Here is a 16883-nt window from a genome sequence, read left to right as displayed (position 1 = left end):
AAAGGCAGTGGTCGCGCCGGCTGATCGAGGCGATATGACCGCAAAGACTCCCACACTCCCGAAAGTGGTCACGAAGATGACAGCGCGCTATGCCCAAGCAGCAATTGGCACCGGCGAAACACCATTGCGGGTGGCAGTGGTCACGGCCTTCCCGCCGGGCCGCAACAGCCTCAACGAATTCGGATTCCACCTCGTCAGGCACCTGGCCAACGAGCCGGAGGTGCAGGAGGTCATCCTGCTGGCCGACCAGACCGAGGCCGGACCCCCGGCGCCCATGGCCAAGGTCCGCGTCGTCCCGTGCTGGAAGTTCAACAGCATCGGTAACCTGCTGCGGATCGGCCGGGCCGTCCGGAGTGCACGGCCCGATGCCGTGCTCCTGAACCTCCAGTTCGCCACCTTCGGGGACCGGCGGGTGGCCGGAGCCCTCGGCCTGCTGCTTCCGCTGCTGCTCAAGATGATGCGGGTGCCGTCGGTGGTGATCCTGCACAATCTCGCCGACAACGTGGACATGCAGGACGCCGGCTTTGCCGGCTCCGCGATGACCGCACGACTGATGACCATGGCCGGCCGGGTGCTGACCCGGGTGCTGCTGACGGCGGACCTGGTCGCCGTGACCATCCCGCGGTACGTCGAGTACCTCGAGCAGAGCTACGGCGTCACCAACGCGGTCCTCGCCCCGCACGGCAGCTTCGAGGAGGTGGCGGTGCCCTCGTTCGCCGTGCCCCCAGGGCCGCGACGGATCATGGCGTTCGGCAAATGGGGGACGTACAAAACCGTCGACATGCTGATCACCGCCTACCGGCAGCTGATCGATCGCGGATACTCCGATCTCGAATTGGTGCTGGCCGGTAGCGACAGTCCCAACTCCGTCGGTTACATGGCCGGTGTCGCAGAGCAGCATCGCGGCCTGCCCGGCCTTGTGCTGACCGGCTACGTCGAAGAGGCCGGGGTGGCACCGCTGTTCAGGTCGTCGACGGTCGTCGCCTTCCCCTACACCTCGACGACGGGCAGCTCCGGTGTGTTGCACCAAGCCGGCGAGTACGGGCGGGCCGCCGTCCTGCCTCGGATCGGTGACCTGGTGGACATCATCGAGGAAGAGGGATTCCGCGGGATCTACTTCGAGCCGGGTGACCCGGCCAGCCTGGCCGATGCGCTCGCGAAGCTGCTGGATGATCCGGGGCTGCAGGTGGAGCTGGGCCGGCAGAACTTCGCCGCCGCCGCGGGGATACCGCTGTCGGAGGTGGTGCACTGGCACCTCGTGCACATTCGCCGGGTTCTGGGTCGCACATCCAATCGAGTTGCGGCGCGGCGATGACGGCCGTGGACACCGGCCCGGAGGATGTGCAGGCGCACGTCCGGTCGGACGGACCCGGGTCTGGATCACGCCAGCTGGTCGCGGGCGGCAGCCTGCTGGTGCTTGCCATCCTGGTGACCAACGCCGGCAACTATCTGCTGAACCTGCTGCTCGGCCGGTGGCTGACGCCGGCCGAATTCTCGGACGCGAACCTGATGGTCACGCTGATGCTGACCTTCACGTCCATATCCGTGTGTCTGGTGCTGGTTTCCGCCCGGTTCATCGGGACTCGGGATGCGGCCGGCCGGTACGACGACGCGGAACGACTGGCGCGGACGTTCCGCCGGTGGGCGCTCATCGCGGGCCTGGGTATCGCCGTCGTCATGGCCGGCGGTGCACCGCTGTGGAGCAACCTGTTCCGCACCGGCTCCGCGCTGCCGTTCGTCATCCTGGCGTGCGGCATGCCGTTCTACTTCCGCTGTGCGGTCGGTCGCGGGGTGATGCAGGGACGCTTCAGGTTCCGCCCGCTCGCTGTGACCTACATGGTCGAGATGGCCGTCCGTCTGGGCCTCGGAACCGCCCTGGTGGCAGTGGGATTCGGCGTCAACGGCGCCACCGCTGCGGTGTCCCTCTCGCTGCTGGTGGCCTGGGGATCGGTCACGGTGCTGAGCCGTAACAGCGCGAAGGGTTCATCGGACGGGATCGCGGACACCACCGGCGTCCGGAAGTACGCCCTGTTCGTCTCGGTCCTGCTGACCGGTCAAATCATCATCAACAACGGCGACGTGCTGATCTCCAAGATCTTCCTGGCTCCGACCGAGGCGGGCCTCTACTCCGCCGTGGCGCTCGTCGGGCGTGCGGTCTTCTTCCTGTCGTGGTCGGTGGCGACGGTGGTGTTCCCGGTGGTGGCCTCGCGGCATGCGAAAGGCGAGAGCGGACAACGGATCCTGGCCGGGGGAGTGCTGGCCGTCGTCGGTCTGGGCGCCGCCTGCACGCTCGGAGCGCTGTTCGTCGGCGGCCCGGTGCTCGGTATGGTGCTGGGTCCGGAGTACGCCGGTCTCAGCGTCCCGCTTGCGGTGTACGCGCTGGCGACCACCCTGTTCGCGGTGGCCAACCTGATCGCGAGCCACCACCTGGCCGCCCATCGGCTCCGCGAGTGTTGGGTGATTCTGGCGGGCGCGGTCCTGCAAACCTCCCTGCTGCTGATGATGCACGGCTCCATTGCTCAGTTGATCGCCGCGCAGTTGCTGGCGATGAGCCTGCTGCTGATCGCGGTGGTCGCCAGCCACCTGCTACCAGCGAGGGTGGATGTCCGCGCGCAACCGCTGGTCGTAGACGGTGCGGACCGCGTCGGCGAAGCCCTGCGGTAGCTCCGACCGGCCCGCGTCGGCGTTGGAGCGCGCCTGCGAGGGGTTGCGGGCACCGGGGATGACGGTGGTGACCCCCGGCTGCTCGATGATCCACCGGACGGCCGCCTGCGGGAGCGGGACGCCGTCGGGCAGCGTCGCGGTCAGCTCGGCGACCGCCGCCAGGCCGGTCTCGAAGTCAACGCCGGAGAAGGTCTCGCCGACGTCGAACGCGGACCCGGACCGGTTGTAGTTGCGGTGATCGTCGGCGGCGAACGTCGTGCTGGACGAATACTTGCCGGACAGCAGCCCGCTGGCGAGCGGCACCCGGGCGATGATCCCGACACCGGCCTCGGCGGCGGCCGGCAACACCTCGTCGAGCGGCTTGAGGCGGAACGCGTTGAGGATGATCTGCACACTGACAACGCCGGGCCGGGCGATCGCGGTGAGCGCCTCGGCACAGGTCTCGACCGAGACCCCGTACCCGGCAAGGGCTCCCTCACTGTGCAGGGCGTCGAGGACGTCGAAGACGGCGTCGTCGGAGTAGGTCGCGGTGGGCGGGCAGTGCAACTGCACCAAATCGAGGGTGTCGACGCCGAGGTTGCGGCGCGAACGGTCGACCCAGCCGCGCAGGTTCTGCTCGGTGAACGTCTCGGGCGCGAACGGGTCCGCCCGACGGCCGATCTTGGTGGCCACCATGATGTCGTCGGCGTCCGAGCCGATGGCGTTGAGGAACCGGCCGATCAGCTGCTCGCTACGCCCGTCGCCGTAGACGTCGGCGGTATCGAAGAAACGGACACCGGCATCCGCGGCGCCCTGCAGGACCGCGAGGGCGTCGTTCTCGGTCACTTCTCCCCAATCCGCTCCGAGCTGCCAGCAGCCCAATCCGACCACCGAGGCGGAGGAGTGGGCGGCGCCGGAACGGGCCAGGCGGGGGAAGGAGCGCTGCTCCAGGTCGGCATTTTTCGGGAGAGTCACGCCTGCACCGTACCCACCGGGAAAGCGCTCACACCCCGCGCGGAGCTCTTCCCGATGTCCTCACCGAACCGATGTCCTCACCGAACCGATGTCCTCACCGAACCGATCCACTCACCGAACGATGATGACGTGCAATGTGCGCGGCCCGTGCACACCCTCGACCCGCTCCAGCTCGATGTCGCTGGTGGCAGACGGGCCGGCGATCATCGTCAACGGGGCCGTCGGCTCCAGGATGCCGATGGCCTCTGCGACGGTTTCGACGACCTGGTCGGCGGTCAGCACGATGATGTGCCGGTCCGGCACCAGGGTGATCGCCCTACGACCCTGCCCGGGACCGCCGTCGAGGATGATCGTCCCGCTCATCGCGATGGCCACCCGCGCGGTGGTGACAACCGCGTCGACAGCGTCCAGTTCCTGCGGCGTCAGGGTGTCCGGCTCGGAATCGGTGATCACGCGGCGCCCGCTGCGTCCGCAGGCGTCGGCGATCCGCGGGTCCAGCCCTGGGCCGATGACGATCGCGTCCATACCCCGCAGGGCGGTGTCGACGGCATCGGGGAGCCCCGCGGGGTCGACCCGGTCGACCAGCGCCTTGTAATCGACCAACCGGTCGGTCAGCAGCTCCAGTGCCTGCTCGCTACCGGCCGCACGGGTACCGCTGCGGAGGTACTCGCGGGGAACCGGCGGGGGAGGTTCCGCGTCGTCGGCGAGCGCGGCCCGGATGCGGCCCAGCACGACGTCACGGCCGCTCATGTCTGATCCGCCGTCGGTGTGGTCGGTGCGGCAGGGTCGGTGTGGTCGTTCTTCCACCAGTCGCGGAAGGTCTGCGCCGGCGGCGCCGGGAGGTCCCGGCTGGTGGTCCAGGCGGACAGCGGCGGCGGCAGATGCCGGATCCGCTTCTTGCGGCCGCCGAGCACCCGGCCCAGTGCCAGGCCCTTTTCGGCTGCGGCAAAACGCTTCTCGTCGCTCATCACCCAGGCGGCCGCCTTCATGGCCGCGTCCCACCCGCCGGGGATGGTCCGGTCGCGGTCGTTGTCCACGGCCCTGCCGCGGAGCTCCACCAGCAGGCTGGGGATGTCGATCTTCACCGGGCAGACGTCGTAGCAGGCCCCACACAACGAGGACGCGTACGGCAGCGACGAATTGGGGTCGCCGTGCCCTTCCATGCCGGTCAGCTGCGGGGTGAGGATGGCGCCGATCGGGCCGGGGTAGACCGACCCGTAGGCGTGTCCGCCGGTGCGCTCGTACACCGGGCAGACGTTCAGGCACGCCGAACACCGGATGCAGTGCAGCGCAGCCCGTCCCACCTCGTCGGCGAGCGCCTTCGTGCGGCCGTTGTCGAGCAGGACGAGGTGGAACTCCTGCGGGCCGTCACCGGGGTGCACGCCCGTCCACAGCGACGTGTAGGGGTTCATCCGCTCGCCGGTCGACGATCTCGGCAGCAGCTGCAGGAACACCTCGAGGTCGGTGAAGGTGGGCAGCAGTTTCTCGATACCCATGACGGTGATCAGCGTCTGCGGCAGGGTCAGGCACATCCGGCCGTTACCCTCGGACTCCAGGACGCAGAGTGTTCCGGTGTCGGCGATCCCGAAGTTGGCGCCGGACACCGCAACCCGGGCGGTGAGGAACTTCCGCCGCAGATGCTCGCGCGCCGCCATCGCGAGCCGACGCGGGTCGTCGGTGAGATCCCTGGGCACATCGTCCATCTCGGCGAGAAAGATGTCACGGACCTGGGTGCGGTTCTTGTGGATCGCCGGAACCAGGATGTGCGAGGGCTTGTCGTGACCGAGCTGGACGATCAACTCGGCGAGGTCAGTCTCCACCGCGGCGATGCCGCGCTCCTCCAGGTACTCGTTGAGCCCGATCTCCTGCGTCGCCATCGACTTGACCTTGACGATCTCGGTGGCACCGGTGGCCTGCACGAGTTCGGTGACGATGCGGTTGGCCTCCTCCGCGTCGGCGGCCCAGTGCACCACCCCGCCCCGTGCCGTCACGTTCGCCTCGAGCTGTTCGAGCAACTCCGGCATCCGGGCCATCACGTCAGCCTTGATCGCGGATCCGGCGTCCCGCAACGCTTCCCAGTCCGGCATCTCGTTGACCACCAGTGCCCGCTTGGCGCGGATGGTGGACGTGGCGTGGGCCAGGTTGCGGCGCAGTTGATCGTTGGCCAGCTCCCGACGGGCGGCCTTGGGGAACGACTCGGTCCCGCGAAGTGGTGATTCAGCGGGACCGTGGCCCCGCCGGGGCACGCCGAGGAAGGTCGTCATGCCGGGTTCTCCTTGGTCGACGCCAGGATGGTGGCGAGGTGCACTGTGCGGGCGGGGCTGTCGGCCCGGGTGAGCCCGCCGTTGATGTGCATCAGGCATGACGAGTCACCGGCCGAGCACACCTCCGCGCCGGTGGAGAGCACGTTGGTGATCTTGTCGGCGAGCATGGCCGACGACGTCCCGCTGTTCTTGAGCGCAAAGGTGCCGCCGAAGCCGCAACAGGTGTCGGCCTGTGGCAGCTCGACCAGATCGATGCCGTCGACCGCACGCAGCAGCGACAGCGGTTTGTCACCGACCCGCAGCATCCGCAGCGAGTGGCAGGTCGGGTGGTAGGTGACCCGGTGGGGGTAATGGGCACCGACATCGGTCAACCCCAGCACGTCGACGAGCAATTCCGAGAGCTCGTACGTGCGGTCCGACAGCGCCGTCGCCCGGTCGGCGAGGGCGGTGTCGCCGACCCGTCGGGCGACCATCGCCTGCTGGTGGCGGATCGACCCGACGCACGAGCCCGATGGGGCCACCGCGACGTCGAAGTCGACATCCGAGAAGGCGTCGACGTGGTGCCGGACGACACCGACGGCCTCGTTCAGATAGCCGGTGTTGACGTGCATCTGGCCGCAGCAGACCTGCGCCGGCGGAAAGACGACCTCATGGCCGAGCCGCTCCAGCAGTGCGACCGTCGCTTTCGGGACGTCGGGGAAGAGCGCGTCACCGAGGCAGGTGGCGATGAGTGCGATTCGCATGTGGCCTCCCATCATTCGGCGCCGGGCGCGGACGCCATTGTGCGGCCTGCAGGGCATCGTCGCTCGACCCGTCCCCGGATGGCCCATCGGCGGCATGCTTGACACCTCGGCGGCCACGGAGTTGGCTGAGGTTGCTGAGCACCCAGCCTGCAGGGAACAGCCCCGCCGCCGAACGATTGCCGCGGAGCTGTCGAAGAATTTATTCGCTGCCCTGTTCCCCCATGGGAAACACCCACCCGATCGACACACGCGCCGGCGACTGCTCGGGGGCGCCGGGAGCGTGCCGTCATCGGGCTCCATGACCACCGCACCGGCCGGGCCGCAGAGCTCAGCCGGTGCGGTTCCACCTGTTCGTCGTGGGTCGGTGCGGTCACCGCTCCAGCGACGCCACCAGATCGCCGTCCTCGATGCGATCCCAGACATCGGAGAACTCGTCGAAGGCACCGTGCGCCATCGCCTGTTCGAACGCATGCAGCCGGCCGAAGATGAAGCCCGCCACACCGTCCGTCTCGTCCTCGAGAGCCAGCGACGCGAGCAAGGCGGTCGCGAACCGGGCGTCCTGGAATTCGCCGAGCGTCTCCTGGATCTCCTCCAGGGCCGACGCGAACACCACCGCGTCCGAACCGAGCGCCTCGATCGCGGCCTCGGTGGCGTACCGGAGGGTCTTCGCGGACTTGCGCACGTCGTGGATGGCCGTGACGTTGTCCGGGTCGCTCAGTGCACCGTCGGCCTGCTCGCGCAGGCCGAGCCAGGCGGCTCCGATCAGCGCCGGGAGTTCGGTGGACGCCTGCCGACCACCCCGGCGGGACAGCGGCGGGTCCATCGCCACGCCGTCGAGATCGCGCAGCATCTGCAGGTACTCGGGGGTGTCGATGTAGATCTTCACCTCGGTGGCGGCGGCCGTCAGCCTCCGGTCGCACGCGTCGGCCAGCCGGACCCGCGCAGCGGCCGCGTAGTCCTCGGGTTCCTCGATCAGCTGGGCGATGAGCCGGCGGCGGGCGACGTCGATGTCCCGCGCGGTGCTCAGCACCGACCCGAACGAGCGCAACGCCGTCCGCAGGGCAGGGATGGATTCCCCCTCGAGCAGCGGCGCGTAGACCGTGAGGATGGCGCGAATCCGGCGGGCCGCGGATCGTGCGTCATGCAGCGCGTCCGGCGCGCGTGACGTGCCGTCCCGCAGACCGCGGTCGGCGGTGACCAACTGATCGAGCTGACGGCCCAGCGAGCCGATCACGACCGCGCCCGCCGTCTTGCTCCGCCGGGAAGCGGCCGGGACGTATCCCACCGCTCGTGCCAACTTCGACGGCGACGACGCGCGACCCGCGCCGGCCGATATCAACACGTCCACGGTGGCGGCGAGCTGCTCGCGGGTGCCCTCGATGATCTCGGCTTCCAGTTCGCGCCAGGCAGTAGGCTCTGCCGGGCCGTCGATCAGGCGGGTCGCGGTGACGTGGTCGTCGGCCACTTCGACCAGGGTCTTGCCGTCGTCGTCGAGCAGATGCCGCACCGTGCGGTCGTTCTCGACCCGGGCCACCGGAATCAGGTCGCGACCGCGGGCGGTACCCCGCACGATCGTCGCCAGCTCCGCCGGTACGTCACCCGGCTCGCCCGCCGCCAGCGGCAGCTGGACCTCCGTCCTGGCGTCCTGTCCGGTATCGATGGGGGCCGGAAGCTTGAGGTGCCAGCCGGCGTCCGGACCGCCGGTGCGCCGGCGCAGGGTCAGTTTCGACCGCAGCAGATCCAGGCACACCGTGTCGTAGTACGTGGCGTCGAGGTGAAATGTGCGCGGTTCGGTGGCGCTGATGATGCCGACGGTCGTCAGGCGGCGCCGACCGGCGAGTGCCGGCAGTGGCACATCCGGCCCGATCTCGAGCTTCGTCTCGATCTCGGCCTGCCTGGTCGCGGATCCGGCGGTGCCGTCCGCGCCGCCGCCGGTGAGCCCGACGGAGATCGCGCCCACCAGTTCCGCGGCCGATCCGGCGGCGGTCTGCTGGGCGTTCTTCTTCTGACGGGCGGCCATGGCGTTGTTGTTACCCGGTGGCGACGGTCCTGGCCAGTCGGGCTCGCCGCGGGGTGGCTGTCAATCTTCTTGAGCGCTTGGACCGCCGATGCCCGGATTGGGACCGGTGCCGGTCGGTGCGGTGCGCCGGGTTGGTGTGGTCGCGGGTGCGCCGGGATGCGGCAAGGGCGGGTGCGCCGGGTCGGTGTGGTCGCGTTGAGCGAACCGCTACCTGGCGCCGGCCGGGCGAAACGCCGCTCGCGGGGAGGCAGGGGTTCAGCCGACGCCCGGGGGAGGCGCGGTGGATCCCCGTACCCGCAGGCCGGGCTCGATCAGCTGGAGGGTGGCAGGTGTGGTCGGATCGACGATCCTGCGGAGCAGCGCCTCCGCGGCCTGTCGGCCGACCTCGATGCTGGCGTTGTCCACGCTCGTCAGCCAGACGTGCCGGATCTGCGCCAACGAGGTGTTGTCGTAGCCGACGACGGACAGGTCGTCGGGGATGCGCAGGCCGAGTTGCTGGGCGGCGGACATCGCCCCGATGCCGGCGATGTCGTTGACGGCGAAGACGGCGGTCGGTCGTTTCACACCGCTCAACAGTCGGATGGCGGCGCGGTAGCCACCCTCCTCGGTCAGGTCGCAGGTCTCCACCAGGGCGCGATCCCCGAGTTCGTGGTCGTGCATGGTCCGCAGGTAGCTCTGCCTGCGCAGCAGCGCGACCGCACCGATCGAGCCGCCGAGGTGGGCGATGTCCCGGTGCCCGAGATGGATCAGGTGTTCCACCGCGAGGCGGGTGCCGGCCTCGTCGTCATTGGCGACCACGTCGACGTCCGGAAGGGTGATGTCCCGGCTGGCCGCGGCCACCGTCGGGACCCGGGACGCCACCTCGGTGAACACCGGTGACGCCGCCATGCTCCCCACGAGGACCAGACCGTCCACCTGCATGTCGACGAATCCGCGGAGCAGGTCGTCACTGGTGCCGCGGTCGCGTCGGCCGTCGGCCAGCACGGTGCGCAGGCCGTCGTCGCGCAGCACCGATGTCAGACCCTCGAGGCAGTCGACGAACCACGGGTTGCGCAGGTCGTTCAACAGAACGCCGATCGTGTTCGTGCGTCGCTCGGTGAGTTGCCGGGCGATGACGTTGGGCCGGTATCCCAGTTCGCTGATGGCGTTCTCGACAGCCCGCCGCCGTTCCTCGCTGACCTTGGGGGAGCCCCGAAGAACCAGTGATACCAAGGATTTGGACACGCCGGCCCGCTCCGCGACCGTGCGGATGGTGGCTGGACGAGCGGCCGGTCCCTCCATGGCATCCTTTCGCGCGGGGTAATTCTTGTGTTGTTGGACCGGTACATCCTAGCCGCCGGGTGGCCGATGGGCCCGACAGTCGCTACTCACGCCGGAAGTCTTGACAAGCGGGAGCTCGGTCGCGAGTATCGACGTTGTTGGACCGGTCCATCAAACTGCTCGATTCCATAGAAGGAGCTCCGCCGTGCAGACCACTGCCGTTCTCAACGCCGCTGTACCGGTCGCCCCGTGACCGGCTCCGCCGAGTCGTCCGGACGCCGGCCCATCGGGGTCGCGGTGGCCGGCTTCGGGTGGATGGGCCGCGTGCACAGTCAGGCCTATTCACGGCTGCTGCATCACTTCCCGGGCCTGACGCTCAGCCCCACCATGGTGGCCGTTGCCGATGAGGTACCCGGCCGGGCGGCCGAGGCTGCGGCCCAGTTCGGCTTCACGACAGCCACCCGGGACTGGCGTGACATCGCCACGCACCCCGACGTGCAGGCCGTCAGCATCGCGGCACCGAACTTCCTGCACCGGGAGATCGGTGTCGCGATGGCGGAGGCGGGCAAACACATCTGGATCGAGAAGCCCGTCGGCCTCACCACCGCCGACGCCACAGCGGTCGCCGATGCGGTCCGCGCCGCCGGGGTGCAGTCGACGGTGGGGTTCAACTACCGCAACGCCCCGGCCGTGGTGGCGGCCGGTGAGTTGATCGCCTCCGGCGAGCTCGGGGCGATCACCCACGTCAACATCAAGATGTTGAGCGACTACGCGGCGCACCCGGAGGGGGCGCTGACCTGGCGGTACGAGCGGGAGCGCGGCGGAAGCGGTGTGCTGGGCGACCTCGCCTCGCACGGGGTCGACCTGGCCCGTCATCTGCTCGGCGAGATCGATGCGCTGGTGGCGGACACCGCAACCTTCATCACCGAGCGGGCCAGGCCCACCGGCGCGACCAGCGGACATGGACTGGCGACCGGCGGCGTGCCAGGGCCGGTCGAGAACGAGGACTACGCCTCCGCGCTGTTGCGGTTCGCGTCCGGTGCACGCGGGACGCTGGAAGCCAGTCGGGTGGCCGTCGGCGAGCAGAACCACTACGGCTTCGACATCCACGGGACGAAGGGTGCCGTCTCCTGGGACTTCCGCCGGATGAACGAACTACGGGTCGGTCATGGCACCGCCTACCAGGACCAATCGCTCAGCACCGTCTTCGTCGGGCCCCGGCACGGCGCCTATGGCGCATTCCAACCCGGCTCGGCGAACAGCATGGGATACGACGATCTCAAGGTCATCGAGGCATACAACTTCCTCCGCTCGATCGAGACCGGGCAGCCGCAGGGCAGCACCATCTCCGACGCCGTGCACAGTGCCGAGGCGCTCGACGCGATGACCGAGTCGGTGTCCGCCGGGACCTGGGTGTCATTGCGATGACCGTCAGGGTCGGCGTCATCGGCGCGGGCATCATGGGGGCCGATCACATCGCGACCCTGGACCGCTCGGTGTCCGGTGCCGTCGTCACGATGGCCGCCGACGTGGATGCGGACCGTGCCGCGGCGGCCGTTGCCGGTATACCCGGCGCACGGGTCACCGGGGACCCGTTCGCGGTCATCGCCGACGACGAGGTCGACGCCGTGGTGGTCGCGTCCAGCGACGCCACCCACGCGGACCTCGTCATCGCCTCGGTCCGCGCGGGCAAACCGGTGCTCTGCGAGAAGCCCCTGGCGCCCACCGTCGCCGAATGCGAGCGGGTGGTGGAGGCCGAGTAGGCCGCGGTCGCGGCAACCGGTCAGCCGCTGGTCTCGCTCGGCTTCATGCGCCGGTACGACCCCGGCTACCAGCAGCTGGGTCGGGCTGTGTCGGACGGCGCGATCGGCCGGCCGCTGGTGGTGCACTGCATCAGCCGCGGCGTCGCCGCAGCCCCCGGCGCGACGAGTGAATCGAGCGTGACGGGTTCGGCCATCCACGAATTCGATGTGCTGCCATGGCTTCTCGGCTCACCGATCAGCGAGGTGAGCTGGCACGCGCCCCGGTCGACATCTTCGGCAGGTGTCGATCTGCACGATCCGCAGGTGCTGCTGCTGCGGACCCGCGACGGTGTGCTGAGCACCGTCGAGGTCTTCCTCAACGCAACCTACGGCTACGACGTTCGGTGCGAGATCGTCGGTGAGCTCGGCACTGTCGCATTGACCGAGCCGGCGCGAACGGTGATCGACCTGTCCCGCGGCCGGACGGTCGGGTACCCCGCCGATTGGCGACCACGATTCGCCGACGCCTACCGAGCCGAGCTGCAGGCCTGGGTGAACGGACTTTCCGGCGGCATGGATCCCGTCATGGCCACCGCCCATGACGGCCTGCAGGCAGGTCGGGTCGCGGAAGCAGTCCTGGGCTCGATGCGCTCCGGTGGGGCCGTGGTCGCGGTCACGACGGCAGGCTCTGCGGCTCGTCGGTGACGTTCCGTCCCTCCCGCCACCCCGCCGTCTCAACACCCTCTCCCGAGGAGATTCCTGATGCGCTTCCCGAGCGCCTTGCCGGTGCCCCGTACCTCCGATTCGATGCTCGCGCCGGTATTGCGCTGGGGCGTCCTGGGACCGGGGTGGATCGCGGAGCGGTTCGTCCGGTCTGTCCAGCGGCACACCCGTCAGCAGGTGACGGCGGTGGCATCGCGAGACCTGGACAGAGCGAGCGCCTTCGCGGCGACGCACGGCATCGGGCAGGCAAACGGATCGTACGAGCAGCTGGTGAACGACCCCGCGATCGACGTCGTCTACATCGCCACCCCGCACAACGCCCATTTCCCGCTTGCGGCAATGGCTCTCGAGGCGGGTAAGCACACGCTGGTGGAGAAGCCGATGGCGCTGAACGCCGGCCAGGCGTCGGCGTTGTCCGCCCTCGCTGCATCGCAGGGAGTCCTGCTGGTCGAGGCGCTGTGGACGATGTTCCTGCCGAAGTTCGACGTCATCCGCCAGTTGCTCGCCGATGGGGTGCTGGGTGACGTCCGCACCGTCCTGGCCGATCACGGCGAGTACTTCGCCGACGGCCACCGAATCCTGCCGCCCGATTTGGCCGGCGGGCCGTTGCTGGACCTCGGCACCTACCCGGTCTCGTTCGCTGGGTGGGTGCTCGGCCAGCCGGCGGCCGTGCAGGCTGCGGGCCGAGCACATCCCGCCGGGGTGAACGGCCAGGTGAGCGCAATCCTGTCCGACGACGACGGCAACCAGGCGGTCCTCAACACGACGGTCTTCAGCAGCACGCCGACCACCGGCGTGATCGCCGGCACCGAAGCGACGCTGAGCATCGGCGGACCGTTCTACCAGCCGGGCGACATGACGCTCACGTCCGCAGGCGGCACCGTGCTGAGCTACACCGAGCCGGCCGTGTCGCATGACGCCCTGCACTTCGAAGCGGCGGCGATGGCCCGGCTGATCGGCGCCGGTGCGTTGGAGTCACCGCTGCGGACCCACGCCGAGAGCATCTGCACGCTGCGGATCATCGATGAGGTCCGGCGGCAGCTGGGGATCGTGTTCGACGAGGAGGTCTAGCTCCGTGCACGTGCGCCGCGGGTGCTGGGGGTAGTTCTCGGCGCGGGGCGCTGCTCTCGGCGGGTGCGGGGCGTTTCTCGGTGCGGACGCTTCTCGGGTGCGGGGCGTTGCTCACGATTCTGCGCGTTGCTCTCGGCGCCGCGCGTTGCTCTGGGCGGGTACGGGTTGCTCTCGCTGCAGGGTGAGCAAGGCGTAGGCGGGGCGAGTGAGGCTCGCCGCGCCGTCCTGGATCAGCGGGGCCAGGGCGGCGCGGGTCCGGCGACAGCACGTCTTGCCCGTAGAAACTGAGACTTGAGCGGAATACACTCAACTTTAGTGCGTTGCACCATGCAGACACCCGCGTAGGCTCGTCATCCCGACGTGGACTCCTTTGCATTCGCCCGCTCAGAAAGGCATCCCACCGCCGTGAACCTGGAGAAGCTGACCACCAAGAGCCGCGAGGTCCTCGCCGCGGCCATTTCCGCCGCGACCACGGCGGGTCATTCCTCGGTCGAGCCCGCCCACCTGCTGACCGCTTCGCTCGTTACCCAGGGCTCGACGGCGCCCGGCCTGCTGAGGGCCGTCGGCGCCGACCCCGCTGTCGTCCGGCAACGGTCCGACGCCATCCTGGCGCGCCTGCCGCGGGTCAGTGGCAGCACCGTCGCCCAGCCCGGCCTCTCGCGCGCCGTCGTCAACGTGATCACCGGCGCGGAGCAGATCATGTCCTCCGCCGGTGACGAGTACATCTCGACCGAGCACCTGCTCGCCGCACTGGCCCGCCCGGGCACCGACGTCGGCGACCTGCTCACCGGGCTCGGTGCGACTTCCGAAGCGCTGATCGAGGCCTTTCCCGTCGTGCGCGGCGGTGACCGCAAGGTGACCTCCCCGGACCCGGAGGGCAGCTACCAGGCGCTGGAGAAGTACGGCGTCGACCTCACCGAGCGTGCCCGCGAGGGCAAGATCGACCCCGTCATCGGGCGGGACTCAGAAATACGGCGAGTAGTCCAAGTCTTGTCCCGCCGGACCAAGAACAACCCGGTGCTGATCGGCGAGCCGGGCGTCGGGAAGACCGCTGTCGTCGAGGGTCTCGCGCAGCGGATGGTCGCCGGTGACGTCCCCGAGTCGCTCAGGAACAAGCGGCTGATCTCGCTCGACATGGGCTCCATGCTCGCCGGCGCGAAGTACCGCGGCGAGTTCGAGGAGCGGCTCAAGGCCGTCCTCGAGGAGATCAAGGGCTCCGACGGACAGGTCGTCACGTTCATCGACGAGCTGCACACCGTCGTCGGTGCCGGCGCCACCGGCGAGGGTGCGATGGACGCGTCCAACATGCTCAAGCCGATGCTGGCCCGCGGTGAGCTGCGGATGGTCGGTGCCACCACTCTCGAGGAGTACCGCAAGCACATCGAGAAGGACGCCGCCCTCGAGCGACGCTTCCAGCAGGTTTTCGTCGGCGAGCCCAGTGTCGAGGACACGGTCGGCATCCTGCGCGGCATCAAGGAGCGTTACGAGGCCCATCACGGTGTCCGGATCGCGGACTCCGCGCTGGTCGCCGCCGCGACGCTGTCCGACCGCTACATCACCAGCCGGTTCCTGCCGGACAAGGCCATCGACCTGATCGACGAGGCCGCGTCCCGGCTCCGGATGGAGATCGACTCCCGCCCCGTCGAGATCGACGAGCTGCAGAGGGTTGTCGACCGCCTGACGATGGAAGAGCTTGCGCTGGAGAAGGAGTCGGATCCCGCATCGATCGAGCGGTTGGGCCGGCTGCGCCGCGACCTCGCCGACAAGAGCGAGCAGCTGTCCGCGCTGACCGCCCGCTGGGAGCAGGAGAAGTCGGGCCTGAACCGGGTCGGTGAGATGAAGAAGGAGCTCGACGAACTGCGGATGCAGGCCGAGAGGTTCCAGCGCGAGGGTGACCTGGCGAAGGCCTCGGAGCTGCTGTACGCGCGGATTCCTGCGCTGGAACGCGAACTCTCGCAGGCCATTTCGGCCGAGCGCGAGGCCGACGTGCAGGAGGCCCCGATGGTCAGCGAGGAGGTCGGACCCGACGACATCGCGACGGTCATCGCCGCGTGGACCGGCATTCCCGCCGGTCGACTGCTCGAGGGCGAGACCGAGAAGCTGCTCCGGATGGAGTTCGAGCTCGGCAGGCGGGTCATCGGTCAGCGGGAGGCCGTCGCGGCCGTCAGCGACGCCGTGCGCCGTTCGCGTGCCGGGATCGCCGACCCCGACCGGCCGACCGGTTCCTTCCTGTTCATCGGCCCGACCGGTGTCGGCAAGACCGAACTGGCGAAGGCGCTGGCCGACTTCCTGTTCGACGACCCGAGGGCCATGGTCCGGATCGACATGAGCGAGTATTCGGAGAAGCATTCCGTCGCAAGGCTTGTCGGCGCGCCTCCCGGCTACGTCGGGTATGACGAGGGCGGCCAGCTGACGGAGGCGGTCCGCCGGCGGCCGTACTCGGTGATCCTGCTCGACGAGGTGGAGAAGGCGCATCCCGATGTCTTCGACATCCTGCTGCAGGTCCTCGACGACGGACGGCTGACCGACGGGCAGGGGCGCACGGTCGACTTCCGGAACACCCTGCTGATCCTGACGTCCAACCTGGGAAGCCAGGCGCTGATGGATCAGAGCATGTCGGAGGAGCAGCGCAAGAACACCGTCATGTCGGTCGTGCGGGTGGCATTCAAGCCCGAGTTCCTCAACCGGCTCGACGACATCGTGTTCTTCCACGCGCTGGACACCGAGCAACTCGGTGCCATCGTCGACATCCAGATCCAGGCCCTCAGCCGCCGGTTGGCAGCTCGCAGGCTCACCCTGGAGGTGTCCGCGGAAGCGCGGGACTGGCTGGCCATCGGCGGTTTCGATCCGCTGTACGGCGCCCGCCCGTTGCGCCGGCTGATCCAGTCCGCCATCGGTGACCAGCTCGCCAAGGAGTTGCTCGCCGGGCGGATCAGGGACGGCCAGACCGTCCTGGTCGACGTCAACGACGACGACCCGGCCGCGCTCACGGTGCGGCCCGCGGACGCCGATGCATCCGCGCCCACGCCGCTGACGGTCTGAGTCAGGCACGGCCGAACGGCCCGTTCAGCACCTTGCTGAACGGGCCGTTCGCTGTGTTGCCGTTGCTTTACTCCGGCAGCGCGTAGGTCACATCTCGATGGCTTCGTAGACCTCGACGGCGCCGCCCGAGGTCAGCACCGGGCAGCCCTTGGCGAGCGCTGTTGCGGCGTCCAGGGAATCGGCCCCGACGACGCTGTATCCGGTGATGGCCGAACTCGCGGTTCCGGACACCGCGCCGTCCGCGCCGACCGCAGCGGAGGCGCCGAACGGATTTCCGCCTTCGACCAGTGCGCTGCCGAGCTCGCCGAACCAGGCGCCCCAAGCCTGCATCACCTGTTCCTGCTCCTGCGGGGTCTGGGCCATGGTGCCGCCGGTGTAGAGGTACACGAACTTCGCCATC

The 16883-nt window shown here is 69.2% G+C and carries 12 protein-coding genes and 1 pseudogene; 6 read left to right on the top strand and 7 right to left on the bottom strand.

Going from position 1 to position 16883, the window contains the following annotated elements; translation table 11 throughout:
• The first annotated feature begins 64 nt into the window (after window positions 1-64).
• Complete coding sequence (locus tag ACVBEQ_RS08810) at window positions 65-1315, top strand: glycosyltransferase (RefSeq protein ID WP_447152557.1); 1251 nt, start codon at window positions 65-67, stop codon at window positions 1313-1315.
• Window positions 1312-2664: an MATE family efflux transporter gene (locus tag ACVBEQ_RS08805; RefSeq protein WP_447152556.1), complete on the top strand. Its 1353-nt coding sequence runs from the start codon at window positions 1312-1314 to the stop codon at window positions 2662-2664. Before ACVBEQ_RS08810 ends, ACVBEQ_RS08805 begins: the two co-directional genes overlap by 4 nt.
• On the opposite strand, the gene ACVBEQ_RS08800 is transcribed toward ACVBEQ_RS08805, so the two are convergent.
• The 6 genes from ACVBEQ_RS08800 to ACVBEQ_RS08775 all read right to left on the bottom strand — a co-directional run bounded on the left by ACVBEQ_RS08800 (window position 2587) and on the right by ACVBEQ_RS08775 (window position 9926).
• Complete coding sequence (locus tag ACVBEQ_RS08800) at window positions 2587-3594, bottom strand: aldo/keto reductase (protein WP_447152696.1); 1008 nt, start codon at window positions 3592-3594, stop codon at window positions 2587-2589. The genes ACVBEQ_RS08805 and ACVBEQ_RS08800 overlap by 78 nt on opposite strands.
• 135 nt (window positions 3595-3729) lie before the next feature.
• Window positions 3730-4368 (bottom strand): LutC/YkgG family protein, encoded by a 639-nt coding sequence (locus ACVBEQ_RS08795; protein WP_447152555.1) that lies wholly within the window; start codon window positions 4366-4368, stop codon window positions 3730-3732.
• A complete protein-coding gene (locus tag ACVBEQ_RS08790) occupies window positions 4365-5882 on the bottom strand; it encodes a LutB/LldF family L-lactate oxidation iron-sulfur protein (protein WP_447152554.1) in 1518 nt (505 codons plus the stop codon). The genes ACVBEQ_RS08795 and ACVBEQ_RS08790 overlap by 4 nt, the downstream gene beginning before the upstream one ends.
• A complete protein-coding gene (locus ACVBEQ_RS08785; RefSeq protein WP_447152553.1) occupies window positions 5879-6625 on the bottom strand; it encodes a (Fe-S)-binding protein in 747 nt (248 codons plus the stop codon). Before ACVBEQ_RS08785 ends, ACVBEQ_RS08790 begins: the two co-directional genes overlap by 4 nt.
• Before the next feature lie 370 nt (window positions 6626-6995).
• A complete protein-coding gene (locus tag ACVBEQ_RS08780; RefSeq protein WP_447152552.1) occupies window positions 6996-8645 on the bottom strand; it encodes a CYTH and CHAD domain-containing protein in 1650 nt (549 codons plus the stop codon).
• A 255-nt stretch (window positions 8646-8900) separates the two neighbouring features.
• Window positions 8901-9926 (bottom strand): LacI family DNA-binding transcriptional regulator, encoded by a 1026-nt coding sequence (locus ACVBEQ_RS08775; protein ID WP_447152551.1) that lies wholly within the window; start codon window positions 9924-9926, stop codon window positions 8901-8903.
• A 228-nt stretch (window positions 9927-10154) separates the two neighbouring features.
• On the opposite strand from ACVBEQ_RS08775, the gene ACVBEQ_RS08770 reads away from it, so the two are divergent.
• From ACVBEQ_RS08770 to clpB, 4 genes and pseudogenes are all read left to right on the top strand, one after another.
• Entirely contained in the window at window positions 10155-11333 is a 1179-nt protein-coding gene (locus tag ACVBEQ_RS08770) for a Gfo/Idh/MocA family protein (protein ID WP_447152550.1), read from the top strand.
• Window positions 11330-12352 (top strand): annotated as a pseudogene (locus tag ACVBEQ_RS08765) (Gfo/Idh/MocA family oxidoreductase). The gene ACVBEQ_RS08770 and the pseudogene ACVBEQ_RS08765 overlap by 4 nt, the downstream one beginning before the upstream one ends.
• Before the next feature lie 57 nt (window positions 12353-12409).
• Window positions 12410-13441, top strand: a complete 1032-nt coding sequence (locus tag ACVBEQ_RS08760; RefSeq protein WP_447152549.1) for a Gfo/Idh/MocA family protein — start codon at window positions 12410-12412, stop codon at window positions 13439-13441.
• Window positions 13442-13846: 405 nt separating this feature from the next.
• On the top strand, window positions 13847-16483 hold the full coding sequence (clpB, locus tag ACVBEQ_RS08755) for an ATP-dependent chaperone ClpB (protein ID WP_447152695.1): 2637 nt from the start codon (window positions 13847-13849) through the stop codon (window positions 16481-16483).
• Between the two features lie 87 nt (window positions 16484-16570).
• Here the strand turns inward: clpB and ACVBEQ_RS08750 are convergent, their stop codons facing one another.
• Entirely contained in the window at window positions 16571-16882 is a 312-nt protein-coding gene (locus ACVBEQ_RS08750) for a YciI family protein (protein ID WP_447152548.1), read from the bottom strand.
• Between the last annotated feature and the right edge of the window lies 1 nt (window position 16883).

The organism is Nakamurella sp. GG22, assembly GCF_052976845.2.
Note: the sequence above shows the minus strand (reverse complement) of the source record. Positions and strands in the feature narration are given on the sequence as shown.